The sequence below is a fragment of the Pseudomonas sp. TZ252 genome (assembly GCF_056110345.1).
On the sequence record NZ_CM148566.1, the window covers coordinates 4,743,069 to 4,759,604 of the forward strand.

A 16,536-nucleotide genomic window follows, 5' to 3' on the forward strand; every position below is an offset into this window, starting at 1 on the left:
CGATGCGTGCATTGCTGTTGAGCGGCTGCCTGGCCCTGGTCCTGCTGACCCAGCAGGCCGCGGCGCAGACGCTGTTGGTCGTGGGCGATAGTATCAGCGCCGCTTTGGGACTGGATACCAGCCAGGGCTGGGTCGCCCTGTTGCAGAAGCGCCTCGCCGACGAAGGTTACGACTACCGGGTGGTGAACGCCTCGATCAGCGGCGACACCTCCGCGGGCGGCCTGGCGCGCCTGCCGGCGCTGCTTGCCGAGGAGAAGCCGGCGCTGGTGGTGATCGAGCTGGGAGGCAACGACGGGCTGCGCGGAATGGCACCGGCGCAATTGCAACAGAATCTTGCCAGCATGGCGCAAAAGGCCCGGGCGGAAGGAGCGAAGGTGCTGCTGCTGGGTATCCAGTTGCCACCGAACTACGGCCCGCGCTACATCGAGGCCTTTTCCAGGGTCTACGGCGCGGTCGCGGCGCAGGAAAAGACCGCCCTGGTGCCGTTTTTCCTCGAAGGGGTCGGCGGGGTCCAGGGGATGATGCAGGCGGATGGCATCCATCCGGCGCTCGCCGCCCAGCCGAGGCTCCTGGAAAATGTCTGGCCGACGCTGAAACCGCTGCTTTGAGACTTCCCCGGGAAACCGCTTTCGGCTAAGGTTGCGCACCCCTCAGGAGCCCCCCATGCCGCGTCCCGCCTGGACCCTCTACGCCTATCAACTGATCGAGCCCGACGATCAGCTGGACCTGTTCGCCTGTCGCGAGGTCCGGGTGCATGTGGTGGCGCGTCAGCTGGAGCTGGATACCCCGGCGGACCGCACGCTTTGCGGCAAGCTGCTGCCGGCCCAGCCGCGCTGGCAGCCGCTGGAACGGGCGCGTCTGCGCGACCGGCTGCTGTGTCCCGATTGCCGGAAACAACTGGAGGCGGAAAAGCGCGGGGAGCGCCTGTCCTGGTTGGTCTGAGCCCTCCCGGTGAAACCTGGCGGGGTGTTACACTGTCTTTCCTACTCCTTCATCGCACTCGCCAAGGATTCTCCGGAATGTTGTCGCGCGTACCCGTTGTCTCACTGTCTTTCGCCGCGCTGCTTTCGGCCGGCTCCGCATCGGCCCTGGAACTGCAGCTCCCGCCTCCGGGCGAGGACGTCGTCGGCCAGGTCCAGGTGATCAAGGCCAAGTACGAGGACACTTTCGCCGACCTCGGCGAGCAGTACAACCTGGGCTACAGCGAAATGGTCGCCGCCAACCCCGGTGTCGATCCCTGGCTGCCGGGCGTCGGCACCGAGGTGATCATCCCTACCCGCTTCGTGCTGCCGCCTGGCCCGCGCGAAGGCGTGGTGATCAACCTGGCCGAATACCGCCTGTACTACTACCCGAAAGGGCAGAACGTGGTGCACACCTATCCGCTGGGCATCGGCCGCGAGGGCTGGGGTTCGCCGATCGCGAACACCCGCATCACCGCCAAGACCAAGGACCCGGCCTGGTATCCGCCGGCCTCGATCCGCGCCGAGCACGCCGCCGATGGCGATCCGCTGCCGACCGTGGTGCCGCCGGGCCCGGACAATCCGCTGGGGCCGTACAAGCTGACCCTGGGCGTGCCGGGCTACCTGATCCATGGTTCGAACAAGAAGTTCGGCATCGGCACCCGCACCAGCCATGGCTGCTTCCGCATGTACAACGCCGACGTGACCCACCTGTTCTCGATGATCAGCGTCGGCACCAGCGTGCGTATCATCAACGAGCCCTACAAGTTCGGCGTGAGCAACGGCAAGGTCTACCTGGAGGCGCATACGCCGCTGAACGACCATGGCGACCCGTCGGTGGTGGACAAGCACACCGCGGTGATCAACACCCTGCTCAAGCGCGACGACCTGGCCAAGCGTATCCAGTTGAACTGGGACGTGGTCCGCGAAGTGGTGGCCTCGGAGGATGGCGTGCCGGTGGAAATCGCCCAGGAATCGGCGCCGGCGATGACCGCGACGGTGGATAGCGATCCTACCCAGCTTACGCCCTGACGGAGAGCGTCGAGGCAGAGGCCCGCGTACCCGCAAGGGACGCGGGTTTTTTCATGCCCGGCGAAACGCAGGCATAAAAAAACCGGCCCCGAGGGACCGGTTTTCAACAGGTCGTGAGACCTATTACTTGCGGCTGGCTTTTTCCAGCATGCGCAGGGCACGCTCGTTAGCCTCGTCAGCGGTCTGCTGAGCTTTCTGAGCAGCGCCCAGAGCTTCGTCAGCCTTGCGATAGGCTTCGTCAGCGCGAGCCTGAGCACGAGCAGCTGCGTCTTCGGTAGCGGTCAGACGAGCTTCGGTTTCTTTGGAGTGGCTGCTGCAACCGGTGGCCAGAACAGCAGCCAGAGCCAGAGCAGAGAATTTCAGAACGTTGTTCATCGTGTTCCCCTTAAGGTGGACATTTCCATAACAGCAATCTCCCCAGCCGGGGAAATTAGCCGGCTACATACTACCCATTACTTGTAGTAAGTAAACTGACCAAGCGCAAGCCGAGCAACTTTTTTTTTAGTCCCCCCGACTTTAGCAGTAGTTGGAGTGTCGTTTGTTCAAAAAATATCCAGCGTGCGGCGCAAGTAAGCAATTTCCCGGACCTTGGCTAGAGTTGCTGCAAGAGGCGGGGGATGAGGGCTGCCGGGTTGTCGAGAATGTTCCGGAGTGGCTGGCGCTTATCGACTTGGCGGGGAGTGGCAAGTAACAACTAAGTTGCCAGCATGTTGCCGGAAATGCCGTAAGTATTGGTGCGGAAATGAAAAAGGCCCGGCTAACTTGATTAGCCGGGCCTTCTTGCGATCTGGCGGTGAGGGAGGGATTCGAACCCTCGATACGGTTTCCCGTATACACACTTTCCAGGCGTGCTCCTTCAACCACTCGGACACCTCACCAGGTTCTCGACAGCGCCGTGTCTGTCGAGGCGCGCAATTTACTCGAACATTTCCCGCTTGGCAAATATTTTTTTAACTTTTTCATCGGCTTAGGTCGTCGGAGGAAAGTCCGCGGGGTGCCTTGGTAGACTGCCGGGCACGAAGAGGAGAGGCGGATGGCGAGCTGGGAGATTTTCTGTAGCGTGGTCGACAACTATGGCGACATCGGCGTCACCTGGCGCCTGGCTCGCCAACTGGCCGCCGAGCACGGTCAGGCCGTGCGCCTGTGGGTGGACGAGCCGCAGGCCTTCGCCCGGATCTGTCCGCGGGCGGACCCGGCGGCGCACGTGCAGTGCCTGGATGGGGTCGAAGTGCGTGCCTGGGGCCGACCGTGGGCACCGGTGGCGGCCGCCGATGTGGTGATAGAGGCCTTCGCCTGCGAACTGCCGGAGGCGCACCGGCAGGCCATGCGCGAGCGCAAGCGGCCGTCCCTGTGGCTGAACCTGGAGTACCTGAGTGCCGAGGAATGGATCGGCAGTTGCCACGCATTGCCGTCGCTGCAGGCGTGCGGGCTTTCCAAGTACTTCTTCTTTCCCGGGTTCCGCGAGCCCAGTGGCGGCCTGTTGCGCGAGGCCGGCCTGCTGGAACGTCGGCGCCGTTTCCAGGCCTCCGTCTCGGCGCAGGATGAGTTTCTCGCCTCCCTCGGCGTGCGGCGGAAGGTTGGCGAGCGACTGATTTCGCTGTTTGCCTACGAAAACCCGGCGCTGCCTGGTTGGCTGGAACAACTGCGCGACGCCCGCCAGCCGAGCCTGCTGCTGGTGCCGGAGGGGCGGGTGCTGGCGGATGTCGCCGATTGGCTGCGGGTGGCTACCCTGGCCGTCGGGGACGTCCACGTGCGCGACGCGTTGCGGGTCCAGGTGCTGCCGTTCATGGCGCAGGACGACTACGATCGCCTGTTGTGGTGCTGCGACCTGAACGCGGTGCGCGGCGAGGATTCCTTCGTTCGCGCGCAGTGGGCGGGACGGCCGCTGCTCTGGCACATCTATAGACAGGAAGAGGAGGCGCACCTGGCGAAGCTCGAGGCATTCCTCGAACTCTATTGCGCCGGCCTGCCCGCCAACCTGGCGGAAAACCTGCGCACCTTCTGGCTGGCGTGGAACGCCGGCGGTGGACTTGCCGGGGCCTGGGAGGGGCTGGAGAGGCAACTGCCCGAGTGGCGTCGGGAAGCGCAGCGCTGGGCCGACGAACAGGGCATGCGTCCGGATCTTGCGGCAAGGCTGGTGCAATTTTACGCAGATTGGCTATGATACGCGGCCTGATTTTTTGTCTTTCATCCATCGGATATTCGTATGAAAACCGCTCAAGAGTTCCGCGCCGGCCAGGTTGCCAACATCAATGGCGCTCCCTGGGTCATCCAGAAGGCCGAGTTCAACAAGTCCGGCCGTAACGCTGCCGTCGTCAAGATGAAGCTGAAGAACCTGCTGACCGGTGCCGGTACCGAGACCGTGTTCAAGGCTGACGACAAGCTGGAGCCGATCATCCTCGATCGCAAGGAAGTGACCTACTCCTACTTCGCCGACCCGCTGTACGTCTTCATGGACAGCGAGTTCAACCAGTACGAGATCGAGAAAGACGATCTGGAAGGCGTGCTGACCTTCATCGAAGACGGCATGACCGACATCTGCGAAGCCGTGTTCTACAACGACAAGGTGATCTCGGTAGAGCTGCCGACCACCATCGTTCGCCAGATCGCCTACACCGAGCCGGCCGTCCGCGGCGACACCTCGGGCAAGGTGATGAAGACCGCGCGCCTGAACAACGGCGCCGAGCTGCAGGTTTCCGCGTTCTGCGAAATCGGCGACTCGATCGAGATCGATACCCGCACCGGCGAGTACAAGTCCCGCGTCAAGGCCTGATCCTTTCGTGCGACGAGAAAAAGCCCGGCATTCGCCGGGCTTTTTCGTTTCCGCTGTCCGCCGCCGCGGCGCGGAGAGTCGGAAGCTTCAGACCGACACGTTCAGGCGTACGTCGATATTGCCGCGGGTAGCGTTGGAGTAGGGGCAGACCTGGTGGGCGGCGGCTACCAGCGCTTCGGCGGCTTCGCGCTCCAGGCCCGGCAGGTTGATGTGCAGTTCGACCTCCAGGCCGAAGCCGCCGGGAATCTGGCCGATGCCGACCTTGCCGGTTATCGAGGCGTCGGCGGGAAGGGTCTGCTTGCGCTGGCCGGCAACGAACTTCAGGGCTCCGATGAAGCAGGCGGAGTAGCCGGCGGCGAACAGTTGTTCCGGGTTGGTGGCCGCGCCGCCCTGGCCGCCCAGTTCGCGCGGAGTGCTGAGTTTCACGTCGAGCACGCCGTCCGAGGATACCGCACGGCCGTCACGGCCTCCGGTGGCGGTTGCGGTTGCGGTGTAGAGAGCCTTGATGGTTTGCATGAGGGTCACCTGTCTGATTTGCACGTTAAGTTCTTGCGCGCTAAGTAAGTGCGTGAAGTGAAATTTATCGTCATGTTATTTTGTGCGCAAGATAAATCGTTGGAAGATTTGGCGATAAAAACCAGACGGGTAGGTATAAGCCCCTCAATCCGGTGCTTGCAGGTTGCCGCGCAGGGCCAGCAGCTCATCCTTTAGGGCGACCAGTTGTGGCAAGTCGAGGCCGGTACTCTCCAGGATGCAGGCGGGAATGCTCTCGGCCTGTCGCTGCAGGGCGCGGCCCTTGTCGGTCAGGCGCAGCAGGACTACCCGCTCGTCTTCGCTGCTGCGAGTGCGGGTAATCAGACCTTCGCCCTCCAGGCGCTTGAGCAGAGGCGTGAGCGATCCCGGGTCGGTAAGCATGCGTGCGCTGATTTCGCCCACGGTCAGGCCGTCGCGTTCCCACAGCACCAGCATGGCGATGTACTGCGGATAGGTGAGGCCGAGCGCTTGCAGCAGGGGCTTGTAGACCTTGGTCATCTGCAGCGAGGTGGAATACAGGGCGAAGCACAGCTGGTTGTCCAGCTTGAGCTGCTCGCAAGGGGTGGTGGGCAGTCGGGACATGGCTGTCTTCCAAGTAAGTAGGGCACTGTGCATGAATTTAGCGTAGTGGCTATTGGCTTTCCAGGTTTCCCGCCGGGTGGTGTCCTCAGCGCTCGCCGAGACGCTGCTGCAGGGCCTGGTCCCAGGGCGGCGGAAAGCCGAAGCGCTCGCGGAGGAAAGCCAGCAGCAGACGGGTTCGCGAACTGGCTTCGCGTTCCAGGCGCAGGGCATAGATGCAGGTGGGCTCGGCGGCGGGCAAGCCGTCGTCGCAGAACAGCGCCTGCAGTTCGCCGCGTAGCAGGTACTCGCTGCACAACCAGGTCGGCAGGTGGGCGATGCCGAGGCCGGCCAGCGCCGCGTCGACCATCGCTTCGGCGTTATTGGTGGCCAGCCGCGCCCGTTTCGGCCGCAGGTGCTGGAGCTTGCCGTCGTGCTGGAAGCGCCAGGCATAGGGTGGCGACAGGTTGTCCCAATCGATGCCGGCATGCTCCGGCAGTTCGCCTGGGGATGCGGGAACGCCGTGTTCGCGCAGGTATTCCGGGCTGGCGCAGACCACCCGCACCATCGGCGCCAGCGAGGTGGCCACCAGGCGGCTGTCGGGTAGCGGGCCGGCGCGCAACACCAGGTCGACCTCGCCGAGATGTTCGCCCTGCAGGTCGATGAAGCTGCCGATCAGGCGCAATTGCACGTCGAGGCCGGGGTTGGCCTTGAGGAAGTCGGCGACCGCCGGGGCCAGGTGGCGGCGGCCGAAGGGCACCGGCGCATCGATACGGATCAGGCCCTGCGGCGCGGTGCTCAGGGACACCGCTTCGGCACGGGCCAGGCGCAGTTCGGTGACGATCCGCCGGGCGCGGTCGGCGAAGGCCAGGCCGGCCGGAGTAGCGCGCACCGCATGGGTGGTGCGCACCAGCAGAGTGCTGCCGACGGCGCGTTCCAGGGCGTCCATCCGGCGCGCCACGGCGGACGGGGTGAGCGGGTGCTTGCGCGCAGCGGCGGAGAAGCTGCCGCCATCGAGGACATCGAGGTAGAGAACGAACTGTTCGCTGAGGGTATCGGGCAACATGCTCATGCCTTTGCGTAATTGGCATAGCCATTGTGCTTTCTTGTGCGTTTCCCATCCAGCCACGCTTGCCTAGCATGGAGGCGTCGAAAGAGGGGCTGACATGCTGGATGTATTTCTCGATTTCCTGCTGGGGATGGTGCTCGGTTGCCTGGGCGGTCTGTTCGGGATAGGCGGCGGCTTGCTGGCGATCCCGGCGCTGGGGGTGATCTTCGGTCTCGACCAGCAACTGGCGCAGGGTACCGCGCTGGTGATGGTGGTACCGAACGTGGTGCTGGCGTTGTGGCGCTACCACCAGCGCAACCGCATCGATCCGCGCCAGGCCGGAGTCCTTGCCCTGACCGGCCTGCTTTGCGCGTTCCTGGCGTCCAGCGTGGCCGCGCGGATCGATGCGGCGCGGATGCGCGAAGCGTTCGTGATCTTCCTCCTGGCGCTGGCCGGCTACATGTTCTGGCGCCTGTTCCGGCGCCCGCCGCAGGGCGGCGCGACGCCGCGCTACGGTTTGCCCTGGATGGGCGTGCTGGGCCTTGGCGCGGGCTCGCTCGGCGGGCTTTTCGGGGTCGGTGGCGGGGTGCTGGCGACACCGGTGCTGACTTCGGTGTTCGGCCTCGCCCAGGTCGTCGCCCAGGGCCTCGCGCTGGCCCTGGCCGCGCCGAGCACGGCGGTGGCGCTGGGGACCTACGCCATGCACGGCCATGTCGACTGGCGGATGGGGATCCCCCTGGCGCTGGGCGGCCTGCTGAGCATTTCCTGGGGCGTGAGGCTGGCCCACGCCTTGCCCGAGCGCAGCCTGCGCATGGCCTTCTGCGCCTTCCTCGCATCGTGCGCGGTGCTCCTGCTGGTGCGCGGTTGAGTCAGAGACGGAAGCCCTCGCCGATGTATTCGGCGAGCTTCTCGGTGACCGGTGACTGGCTGTGCGGGTTGCGCATCAGCATGATGCTGGCCGAGGGCAGGGCGGGCAGGCCCTCGCTCTCGTCGAGGATGCGCAGGTTGCCGGTGAGCAGGCTGCGCAGTTGCACGGTCACGGCGAGGCCGGCGCTGACCACCGCGAACAGCGCCGACAGGCTGGGGCTGCTGTAGGCGATGCGGTAGTCCAGTTCCGCCGCCTCCAGGGCGTTGCAGGCCCAGGCCCGGCAAAAGCAGGTGGTGTTGAACATGGCCAGCGGGATCGGCCGCTGGTCGTGGGGGCAGAAGCCCTCGGCGGCCATCCAGACGAAGGGCTCCTGGCGCAGCAACTGGCCGATCTCGGTGCCCGGCTCGCGGGTGACGATGGACAGGTCGAGGTCGTTGCGCGCCAGCAGGTTGAGCGAGGTGTCGCAATGCACCTCGACCTGCACCAGCGGATAGGCTTCGGCGAAGCGCGACAGGATCGCCGGGAGGAAGCGCATCACGTAGTCGTCCGGGGTGCCGATGCGCACCGAACCGACCATGTGCGGGCGGCGCAGGGTGTTGAACACCTCGCCGTGCAGCTTGAGGATCCGCCGGGCATAGCCGAGCAGCACCTGGCCTTCGGCGGTGAGGCGGGTCTGCCTTCCGTCGCGCTCGAACAGCGAGCGCTGCAGGACGTCCTCCTCGAGCCGCTTCATCTGCATGCTGACCGCCGACTGGGTGCGATTCACCGCCTCCGCGGCGCGGGTGAAACCACCGTGCTCGGCGATGGCGACGAAGGTGCGGAGCAATTCCGTATCAATGCCGGGCTGGTAGCTCATTCATCAATCTCCAAGATGCATTGCATAAAAATGATTCGTTGGATTGATCCTATGCTTGGCGGGACACTGTGCCTATCCCGAACGGAGGGCAAGACGATGAAAGGTCAACAGGATTATTTCGGCAGTCACTTCCACGCTGCATCCCATCCCGCCTCGACCGCTGCGCCGTCGTTGTGGCGTCGCTGGCGGCGCTGGTTGCAGTTGGCCCGCGAGCGCCGGGAACTGCTGAGGATGAGCGACGAAGCGCTGAAGGACCTCGGCCTGAGTCGGGCGGATATCTTCCAGGAGGGCGAGCGGCATTTCTGGGACGACCCGCTGCGTCGGCATTGAGCGAACCGCAGCGGCGCGCCAGGCTGGCACGGCGGCGGAGGCGCGATAGACTCGCAGTCTCCTTCATCGACTGGGGCGCTCCATGAGTCTTTCGCTTTCCCTCGCCGAAGCCCGCCGCCTGGCCCTGGCCGCGCAGGGCTTCGACGGCCGGCGGACGCGCCGCAGCGTGCAGCGGCGGCATCTGCGCGAAATGCTCGCGCGCCTTGGCCTGTTGCAGATCGATTCGGTGAATGCGCTGGTGCGCTCGCACTACCTGCCGCTGTTTTCCCGTCTCGGTCCCTACTCCATGACGCTGCTCGACGAGGCGGCCTGGAGTGTCGGCCGTCACCGCCAGTTGTTCGAATACTGGGGGCACGAGGCCTCGCTGCTGCCGCTGGAACACTACCCGTTGATGCGCTGGCGGATGCGCCAGGCCGCCGACGGCCAGGGCATCTACCAGCAACTGGCACGTTTCGGCCGGGAACAGCAGCCACTGATCCGCCAGGTGTTGCAGGCGGTGCGCGAGCAAGGTGCGCTAGGTGCCGGCAGCCTGAGCACGCGGCAGGAGCGGGCCGGTCCCTGGTGGGACTGGAGCGCGGAAAAGCATGCGCTGGAATGGCTGTTCGCCGCCGGCGAGCTGACGGTGGCCGGACGGCGCGGCTTCGAGCGGCTCTATGACCTGCCGGAGCGAGTGTTTCCCGCGGAATTGCTGGCGCGTCCCGAGCTTTCGGAGGCACAGGCCCAGCGCGAGCTGTTGCGGATGGCGGCGAGCGCCCTGGGCGTGGCCACCGAAAAGGACCTGCGCGACTACTATCGGCTGAGCCCGGCGCAGAGCCGCGCGCGCCTCGCCGAACTGGTGGAGGCTGGCGAGCTGCTGCCGGTCCGGGTCGAGGGCTGGAGCCAGCCGGCCTACTGCCCCGGCGAACCGCAGGTGCCGCGGCGGCTAGGCGCCAGTGCCTTGCTCTCGCCCTTCGACTCGTTGGTCTGGGAGCGGGCGCGGGCCGAGCGCCTGTTCGATTTCCGCTATCGCCTGGAGATCTACACGCCGAAGGAAAAACGCGTGTACGGCTACTACGTGCTGCCATTCCTGTACAACGGCCGTCTGGTCGGCCGCGTCGACCTCCGCGCCGAGCGGGCGCGCGAGCGCCTGGCGGTGCATGCGTTGCATGCCGAGGCGAACGGCATGGACGATGCCGCCCTGCACGAGCTGGCCGAGCAACTGCGCAGCATGGCCGCCTGGCTGGGCCTGGCGACGGTGGCGATCGAGGGGCGCGGGGAGTTGGCGGTACGCTTGCGCGGGGTGCTGCTCTAGCGAGCGCTCCCGCCGGGCGGCGGGAGCGGCCGCGGCGCGCTCAGCGGCGCACCTGCTTCAGGGTTTCGGCGATCAGGAAGGCCAGCTCCAGCGACTGGTCGGCGTTCAGCCGCGGGTCGCAGTGGGTGTGGTAGCGGTCGCTGAGGCCGTCTTCGGTGATCGGTCGCGAACCGCCGATGCACTCGGTGACGTTCTGCCCGGTCATCTCGATGTGGATGCCGCCGGCGTAGCTGCCTTCGGCCTGGTGCACTTCGAAGAACTGGCGGACTTCGGCGAGCACGCGGGCGAAGTCGCGGGTCTTGTAGCCGCTGGAGGCCTTGATGGTATTGCCGTGCATCGGATCGGAACTCCACAGCACCTGGCGGCCCTCGCGCTGGATGGCCTGGATCAGGCGCGGCAGGTGGTCGCCGACCTTGTCGGCACCCATCCGCACGATCAGGTTGAGGCGGCCCGGATCGTTGTCCGGGTTGAGAATATCGATCAGGCGGATCAGCTCTTCGCTGTCCATGCTCGGCCCGACCTTGACCCCGATCGGATTGCCCACGCCGCGCAGCATCTCGACATGAGCGCCGTCGAGCTGGCGGGTGCGGTCGCCGATCCAGAGCATGTGCGCCGAGCAGTCGTACCACTCGCCGGTCAGGCTGTCGCGGCGGGTCAGGGCTTCCTCGTAGTTCAGCAGGAGCGCTTCGTGGGCGGTGAAGAAGCTGGTTTCGCGGAGCTGCGGCGCGCTGTCCAGGCCGCAGGCGCGCATGAAGGCGAGGGTCTCGTCGATGCGGTCGGCGAGTTGCTGGTAGCGCTCGGCCAGCGCCGAGTTGGCGATGAAATCGAGGTTCCAGCGGTGCACCTGGTGCAGGTCGGCGAAGCCGCCCTGGGCGAAGGCGCGCAACAGGTTGAGGCTGGCGGTGGACTGGTGGTAGGCCTGCAACAGGCGCTCCGGGTCCGGCACGCGGCTCTTCTCGTCGAAGCCGATGCCGTTGACGATGTCGCCGCGATAGGCGGGCAGGGTCACGCCGTTCTGCGTTTCGTCGCCGGAGGAGCGCGGCTTGGCGAACTGGCCGGCCATGCGCCCGACCTTCACTACCGGGCAGCCGGCGGCGAAGGTCATTACCACCGCCATCTGCAACAGTACCTTGAAGGTATCGCGGATCTTCGCCGCGGAAAATTCGGCGAAGCTTTCCGCGCAATCCCCGCCCTGGAGCAAGAAGGCGCGTCCGGCGGTGACTTCGGCGAACTGCCGGCGCAGCTCGCGAGCCTCGCCGGCGAAGACCAGCGGCGGGTATCCGGCGAGGGTCTGCTCGACCCTGGCCAGGTGCGCGGCATCGGGGTACTCGGGTTGTTGCTGGATCGGCTTGGCCCTCCAGCTCTCGGGGCTCCAGGACTGGCTCATCTACGACTCTTGGCAATGCTCGGGAAAGCGGATTGCGGCATGGTAGAGCAGCTCGCCGCAGCGCCGCCAGCGATCGTTGCAATAGCGGAAATCCATCGTCGGGCCGGCTTTGCTATGCTGCGGTGCTTTTGCCGGAGCGCCTGGCGATAGCCGGCGAAGCGGCGGGGGGAGGTGAGTGGTGAGCGAAGAATGTCTGCTGGTCGAGGAGCGCGACGAATACGGGGTCATCCGGGTCATCGAGTCCGGCGACTATCGCTTCCTCGAGTTCGGCGACGGTGTCGAGCAGAGCTGCGTGTTCATGCCCGATCCGGCCTGGCTGGAATACGACTACACCCGCGCCATGCTGCTCGGCGGGCTCTGCCATTCGCAACCGCGTCGCGCGTTGTTCCTCGGTTTCGGTGCCGGCAGCCTGACCCAGGCCTGCCTGCGCCACCTGCCGCTGGAGGAGGCCGAGGCCATCGAGCTGCGCCCGGCGATTCCGCGCCTGGCCCGCGAGCATCTGGGGCTGCGCGACGACCCGCGCCTGCGATTGCGCATCGGCGACGCACTGGAGAGCCTGGGCGAATGCGCGGAGGCCGACCTGATCTTCCTCGACCTCTATACCGATACCGGCCCGTCGGCCGCGCACCTGGCCTGGAATTTCCTCGGTGCCTGCCAGGAGCGCCTCGCCGAGGATGGCTGGCTGGTGATCAACCAGTGGAGCGGCACCGATGGCAAGCCGCTGGGCGCGCCGCTGCTGCGCGGGCGCTATCACCATCATTACTGGGAGTGTCCGGTGGCCGAGGGCAACGTGGTGATGCTGGTGCCGGCGAACCTGGCCCTCGAACTCGACCAGGAAGCCCTGCGGACGCGTGCCGCGGCGCTGGAGCCGCAACTCGGCTATTCGTTGCAGGGCTATATCGACAGCCTGCGCCCGGCCCAGTAGCCAGGGCGCGCGGACAAGGGCCCGGCTAGCGTCCTTCGAAGCGTCCCGGGCGGCGTTCCTGGAGAGCGCGCAGGCCTTCCTTGGCGTCCTCGCTGTCGAGCAGGCGCCTGGCGGCTTCCGGCAACGCAGCGGCGGCGACCGCTTCGCCTTCCAGCAGGGCCTGGCGCGCCGAGCCGAGGGTGGCGCGCACGCCCAGCGGCGCCTGGGCCGCGACCCGTTCGGCGAGGGCGATGGCGTGGTCGAGGAGGTCCTCCGGGGCGGTGACTTCCTGCACCAGGCCGAGACGATAGGCTTCGTGGGCGTCGAATTCGTCGCCGGTGAGCAGCCAGCGCATGGCGTTGCCCCAGCCGGCGACCTGGTGCATGCGCAGTGTCGCGCCACCGAACGGGAGGATTCCGCGCTGCACTTCGAGCTGGGCGAAGCGCGCGTTGCTGGCGCAGAGGTTGATGTCGGCCGCCAGCATCAGTTCGATGCCGATGGTGTAGCAGTAGCCTTGCACGGCCACCACCAGCGGCTTGCTTGGACGCCGGCCGCCGAAGGTGCCCCAGGGATCGACGGCGCCTTCGGGGAGTTTCCAGCCCTGGCGGAAGGTCTCGCCGACATTGGCCAGGTCCAGCCCGGCGGTGAAATGCTCGCCGTGGGCGAAGAGCAGGGCACAGCGCAACTGGTCGTCGGCCTCGTATTCGCCGAGCGCGGCGACCAGGTCGTCGAGCATCGGCAGGTCGAAGGCGTTGCGCTTGGCCACGCGGTCGAGGCCGAGCAGCAGCAGGTGGCCGCGCCGTTCGCGGCTGATGCGTCCTGGGAGGGTGTCGTTCATGCGGCGGTTTCCTGGCGGGGGGCGGGCAACGTCGGTATAGACGTCTGGAATCGGGATGTCCATTGTCAGTCTCTCCGATGACGCATGTCGGAAAAAACGCACACAAACGTCAAAATTCCGGTATGATGCGCGCCGGTCAAAACTGACCCCGTTCAGGACCTGCATTTTTCGGAGCGCTGTGCTCTGGCTGTGTATCCGCTCTGCGGATTTCCTTTACGTAATCTTCTAATTCAAAAGCAATCTCGCAAATCCCCGCCCCAGCTGCCTGGGTGGCCGTTTCGGCCGTACAGGGCATGAGCAGCCATGGGTCATGGGTCTTTGCGGATGTATACGAGGCAAACCCATGACTCAGGAAACCGTCGGCTTCGCCGCGCTCGGTATTCACCCCAATGTGCTCGCGGCAATCGTCGCCGTAGGCTACGAAGAGCCTTCGCCTATCCAGGCTCAATCGATTCCGCTGATCCTCGAAGGCCACGACATGATCGGCCAGGCGCAGACCGGTACCGGCAAGACCGCCGCGTTCGCCCTGCCGCTGCTGTCGCGCATCGACCCGAGCCGCCGCGAGCCGCAGATGCTGGTGCTGGTGCCGACCCGCGAGCTGGCCCTGCAGGTCGCCACCGCCTGCGAAACCTATTCCAAGCAATTGCCGGGCGTCGGCGTGGTCGCCGTCTACGGCGGCGCGCCCATGGGGCCGCAGCTGAAGGCCCTGCGCCAGGGCGCACAGATCCTCGTCGCTACCCCCGGCCGCCTGTGCGACCACCTGCGCCGCGACGAGAAGCTGCTGGCCACCGTCCAGCGCCTGGTGCTCGACGAAGCCGACGAGATGCTCAAGCTCGGCTTCATGGACGACCTGGAAGTGATCTTCGAGGCGCTTCCCGAATCGCGCCAGACCGTGCTCTTCTCGGCGACCCTGCCGGCGTCCATCCGTGGCATCGCCGAGCGCCACCTGAAGCAGCCCAAGCACGTCAAGATCGCCGCCAAGACCCAGACCGTGGCGCGCATCGAGCAGGTCCACCTGATGGTCCATGCCGACCAGAAGGCCGGTTCGATCCAGCGTCTGCTGGAAGTCGAGCAGTTCGACGCGCTGATCGCCTTCGTCCGCACCAAGCAGGCCACCCTCGACTACGCCGAATTGCTCGAGCGCCAGGGCTACCGCGCCGCCGCGCTCAACGGCGACATGCCGCAGGCCCAGCGCGAGCGGGTCATCGAGTCGCTGAAGGACGGTTCGCTGGACATCGTCATCGCCACCGACGTTGCCGCCCGGGGCCTGGACGTACCGCGCATCACCCACGTGCTGAACATCGACATGCCGTACGACCCCGAGTCCTACGTGCACCGCATCGGCCGTACCGGCCGTGCCGGCCGGGAAGGGCGCGCGCTGTTGCTGGTGACTCCGCGCGAGCGGCGCATGCTGCAGGTGATCGAGCGGGTCACCGGGCAGAAGGTCGGCGAAGTCCGCCTGCCGGATGCCGAGACCGTGCTGGAGGCCCGCCTGGCGCGCCTGGCCGCGAGCCTGACGCCCTTGCTCGACAGCGCCGTCGAGCAGCGCGGCGCGGTGCGCGACGAGCTGTGCCGTCGCCTCGGCTGCGATGCCGAGACCCTGGCCGCCGCATTGCTGGCACGCCTGACCGCCGGCAAGGCGCTGGACCTGGAGTCGGTGCGCCGCGAACAGCCGCTGACCCCATCGGCACCGCGCGAGCGTGCCGACCGTGGCGAACGCGGCGAGCGTCCGGAGCGCAGCGGCGAGCGTCGTCCGATGGCGCCGCCGAGCGAAGGCCGTGCCCGCTGCCGCACTGCCCTCGGCGCGCGCGACGGGGTTGCGGCGAAGAACCTGCTGGGCGCGATCCTCAACGAGGGCGGCCTGTCCCGCGAGGACATCGGTCGCATCCAGATTCGCGATACCTTCAGCCTGATCGAGCTGCCCGAGGCCAATCTCGAGCGCCTGCTGACCAAGCTCAAGGACACCCGCGTCGCCGGCAAGGCCCTGCGCCTGCGCCGCTATCGCGAGGACTGAGGTCCAGCGCGATGAACAAAAGCCCCGCTTCGGCGGGGCTTTTTCATGGGCTTGATGTTTGCTGGCCAGGCTGTTTTTCGCGCCTGCCCCGGCTTCTCGCTTCGTCACCCCGGGCGAGTCCCTTTGGCAAGCGTCTAAAGGAAACAAAGGACTCGCCCAGCCGCCAGGGCAGGCACCACGTCGTGCATGCCAGACCTGCACATACCGAAGCCCTGATCCGCCGCCTATCCCTGACATCGCGGATCACGCCTATGGCGTTATCCGCACTACAGGACTATATCGCTCGCGATTTCCTGGCTGCCAGCCGAGTCCACCCAGCTTGCGGCGGGAAGCCGATGCTCTCCGCCAGTCCCACGAGAAACCCTGTCAATCGAAGCGATAGATATCCATCCCCAACGAGCCCAGGGTAAAGCCGCTGTGCTCGACGCGCATCCCGCCGCCGCCCGCGCCGCGGGCGAAGAACAGTGGCAGCAGGTGCTCGTCGCTGGGGTGGTTGCGCGCCGCCCAGGGCGCCTGCCGGCGGTAGTCGTGAAGCGCGGCCTGGTCGTCGGCCTGGAGCTTTTCCACCATCCAGTCACGGAACTCCCGCGCCCAGGGCGCGATGGCTTCCGGCCCGGCGCGCCAGTCCAGTTCGCCCAGGTTGTGGGTGATGCTGCCGGAACCGATCAGCAGCACGCCTTCCCCGCGCAGTTGGCGCAGGGCCTGGCCGACGCGGCTCTGCAGGGCCGGACCGAGGCGGCTCGGCAGGGACAGCTGGAGCACCGGGATGTCCGCCTGCGGGTACATCAGGCTCAGCGGCACCCAGGTGCCGTGGTCGAATGGTCGCTGTGGGTCGGCCTGGGCCGGCAGGCCGGCGGCCTGGAGCAGTTCGATCGTCCGCTGCGCCAGCGCCGGCTCGCCTTTGGCCGGGTAGCGCACGGCGTAGAGGGGCGGCGGAAAGCCGTAGAAGTCGTGCCAGATATCCGGCGCCGCGGCGCCGGTTACTCGCAGGTCGTCGCTTTCCCAGTGCGCGGAAACCACCAGGATCGCCTTCGGCCGCGGCAGCTCTGTAGCCAGGCGGCGCAGTTGTACACCGCTGGCGCCCGGTTCGAGGGCGAGCATCGGTGAGCCGTGGGAAATATAGAGAGTCGGTAGCATGATTCAC

The 16,536-nt window shown here is 66.4% G+C and carries 18 protein-coding genes and 1 tRNA gene; 10 read left to right on the forward strand and 9 right to left on the reverse strand.

Features of this window, described 5'->3' with window-relative positions:
• Window positions 1–2 precede the first annotated feature (2 nt).
• From tesA to ACYAF3_RS22020, 3 genes are all read left to right on the forward strand, one after another.
• Complete coding sequence (gene tesA, locus ACYAF3_RS22010; protein ID WP_003114753.1) at window positions 3–608, forward strand: esterase TesA; 606 nt, start codon at window positions 3–5, stop codon at window positions 606–608.
• A 55-nt stretch (window positions 609–663) separates the two neighbouring features.
• On the forward strand, window positions 664–942 hold the full coding sequence (locus ACYAF3_RS22015; RefSeq protein WP_003090947.1) for a hypothetical protein: 279 nt from the start codon (window positions 664–666) through the stop codon (window positions 940–942).
• A 77-nt stretch (window positions 943–1,019) separates the two neighbouring features.
• Window positions 1,020–1,991 (forward strand): L,D-transpeptidase family protein, encoded by a 972-nt coding sequence (locus ACYAF3_RS22020; protein WP_003090946.1) that lies wholly within the window; start codon window positions 1,020–1,022, stop codon window positions 1,989–1,991.
• Window positions 1,992–2,114: 123 nt separating this feature from the next.
• On the opposite strand, the gene oprI is transcribed toward ACYAF3_RS22020, so the two are convergent.
• Together oprI and ACYAF3_RS22030 are read right to left on the reverse strand one after the other, a co-directional pair.
• Complete coding sequence (gene oprI / locus ACYAF3_RS22025; protein ID WP_003090944.1) at window positions 2,115–2,366, reverse strand: outer membrane lipoprotei OprI; 252 nt, start codon at window positions 2,364–2,366, stop codon at window positions 2,115–2,117.
• Between the two features lie 413 nt (window positions 2,367–2,779).
• Window positions 2,780–2,869: transfer RNA gene (locus ACYAF3_RS22030), tRNA-Ser, on the reverse strand.
• A gap of 155 nt (window positions 2,870–3,024) precedes the next feature.
• Here ACYAF3_RS22030 and earP point away from each other — a divergent pair.
• Entirely contained in the window at window positions 3,025–4,155 is a 1,131-nt protein-coding gene (gene earP, locus ACYAF3_RS22035) for an elongation factor P maturation arginine rhamnosyltransferase EarP (protein WP_073658513.1), read from the forward strand.
• A gap of 42 nt (window positions 4,156–4,197) precedes the next feature.
• Window positions 4,198–4,764, forward strand: a complete 567-nt coding sequence (gene efp / locus ACYAF3_RS22040) for an elongation factor P (RefSeq protein WP_003090942.1) — start codon at window positions 4,198–4,200, stop codon at window positions 4,762–4,764.
• An 87-nt stretch (window positions 4,765–4,851) separates the two neighbouring features.
• On the opposite strand, the gene ohrR (ACYAF3_RS22045) is transcribed toward efp, so the two are convergent.
• From ohrR (ACYAF3_RS22045) to ACYAF3_RS22055, 3 genes are all read right to left on the reverse strand, one after another.
• Complete coding sequence (ohrR, locus tag ACYAF3_RS22045) at window positions 4,852–5,280, reverse strand: organic hydroperoxide resistance protein OhrR (RefSeq protein WP_003104171.1); 429 nt, start codon at window positions 5,278–5,280, stop codon at window positions 4,852–4,854.
• Window positions 5,281–5,424: 144 nt separating this feature from the next.
• On the reverse strand, window positions 5,425–5,880 hold the full coding sequence (gene ohrR / locus ACYAF3_RS22050; protein ID WP_003090940.1) for a hydroperoxide stress response transcriptional regulator OhrR: 456 nt from the start codon (window positions 5,878–5,880) through the stop codon (window positions 5,425–5,427).
• 85 nt (window positions 5,881–5,965) lie between these two features.
• Complete coding sequence (locus ACYAF3_RS22055) at window positions 5,966–6,922, reverse strand: LysR family transcriptional regulator (RefSeq protein WP_003104167.1); 957 nt, start codon at window positions 6,920–6,922, stop codon at window positions 5,966–5,968.
• Between the two features lie 100 nt (window positions 6,923–7,022).
• Here ACYAF3_RS22055 and ACYAF3_RS22060 point away from each other — a divergent pair, with 100 nt between their 5' ends.
• Window positions 7,023–7,772: a sulfite exporter TauE/SafE family protein gene (locus ACYAF3_RS22060; RefSeq protein ID WP_003104166.1), complete on the forward strand. Its 750-nt coding sequence runs from the start codon at window positions 7,023–7,025 to the stop codon at window positions 7,770–7,772.
• A 1-nt stretch (window position 7,773) separates the two neighbouring features.
• Here the strand turns inward: ACYAF3_RS22060 and ACYAF3_RS22065 are convergent, their stop codons facing one another.
• Complete coding sequence (locus ACYAF3_RS22065; RefSeq protein WP_003090936.1) at window positions 7,774–8,628, reverse strand: LysR substrate-binding domain-containing protein; 855 nt, start codon at window positions 8,626–8,628, stop codon at window positions 7,774–7,776.
• 96 nt (window positions 8,629–8,724) lie between these two features.
• Here ACYAF3_RS22065 and ACYAF3_RS22070 point away from each other — a divergent pair, with 96 nt between their 5' ends.
• Window positions 8,725–8,958 (forward strand): DUF1127 domain-containing protein, encoded by a 234-nt coding sequence (locus ACYAF3_RS22070; RefSeq protein ID WP_003104163.1) that lies wholly within the window; start codon window positions 8,725–8,727, stop codon window positions 8,956–8,958.
• An 82-nt stretch (window positions 8,959–9,040) separates the two neighbouring features.
• Window positions 9,041–10,249 (forward strand): winged helix-turn-helix domain-containing protein, encoded by a 1,209-nt coding sequence (locus tag ACYAF3_RS22075; RefSeq protein WP_003110986.1) that lies wholly within the window; start codon window positions 9,041–9,043, stop codon window positions 10,247–10,249.
• A 40-nt stretch (window positions 10,250–10,289) separates the two neighbouring features.
• Here ACYAF3_RS22075 and ACYAF3_RS22080 read toward each other — a convergent pair whose 3' ends face one another.
• Entirely contained in the window at window positions 10,290–11,636 is a 1,347-nt protein-coding gene (locus ACYAF3_RS22080; RefSeq protein ID WP_003117352.1) for a class II 3-deoxy-7-phosphoheptulonate synthase, read from the reverse strand.
• A 175-nt stretch (window positions 11,637–11,811) separates the two neighbouring features.
• On the opposite strand from ACYAF3_RS22080, the gene ACYAF3_RS22085 reads away from it, so the two are divergent.
• A complete protein-coding gene (locus ACYAF3_RS22085; RefSeq protein WP_031753328.1) occupies window positions 11,812–12,561 on the forward strand; it encodes a spermidine synthase in 750 nt (249 codons plus the stop codon).
• A gap of 25 nt (window positions 12,562–12,586) precedes the next feature.
• On the opposite strand, the gene ACYAF3_RS22090 is transcribed toward ACYAF3_RS22085, so the two are convergent.
• The gene (locus tag ACYAF3_RS22090; RefSeq protein WP_003104155.1) at window positions 12,587–13,378 is read right to left on the reverse strand and encodes a crotonase/enoyl-CoA hydratase family protein; all 792 of its coding nucleotides are present in this window, start codon (window positions 13,376–13,378) and stop codon (window positions 12,587–12,589) included.
• A 343-nt stretch (window positions 13,379–13,721) separates the two neighbouring features.
• Between ACYAF3_RS22090 and ACYAF3_RS22095 the strand changes: the two genes are divergently transcribed.
• Window positions 13,722–15,392: a DEAD/DEAH box helicase gene (locus ACYAF3_RS22095; protein WP_003114758.1), complete on the forward strand. Its 1,671-nt coding sequence runs from the start codon at window positions 13,722–13,724 to the stop codon at window positions 15,390–15,392.
• 366 nt (window positions 15,393–15,758) lie between these two features.
• Here ACYAF3_RS22095 and ACYAF3_RS22100 read toward each other — a convergent pair whose 3' ends face one another.
• Entirely contained in the window at window positions 15,759–16,529 is a 771-nt protein-coding gene (locus ACYAF3_RS22100; RefSeq protein ID WP_003452376.1) for a DODA-type extradiol aromatic ring-opening family dioxygenase, read from the reverse strand.
• Between the last annotated feature and the right edge of the window lie 7 nt (window positions 16,530–16,536).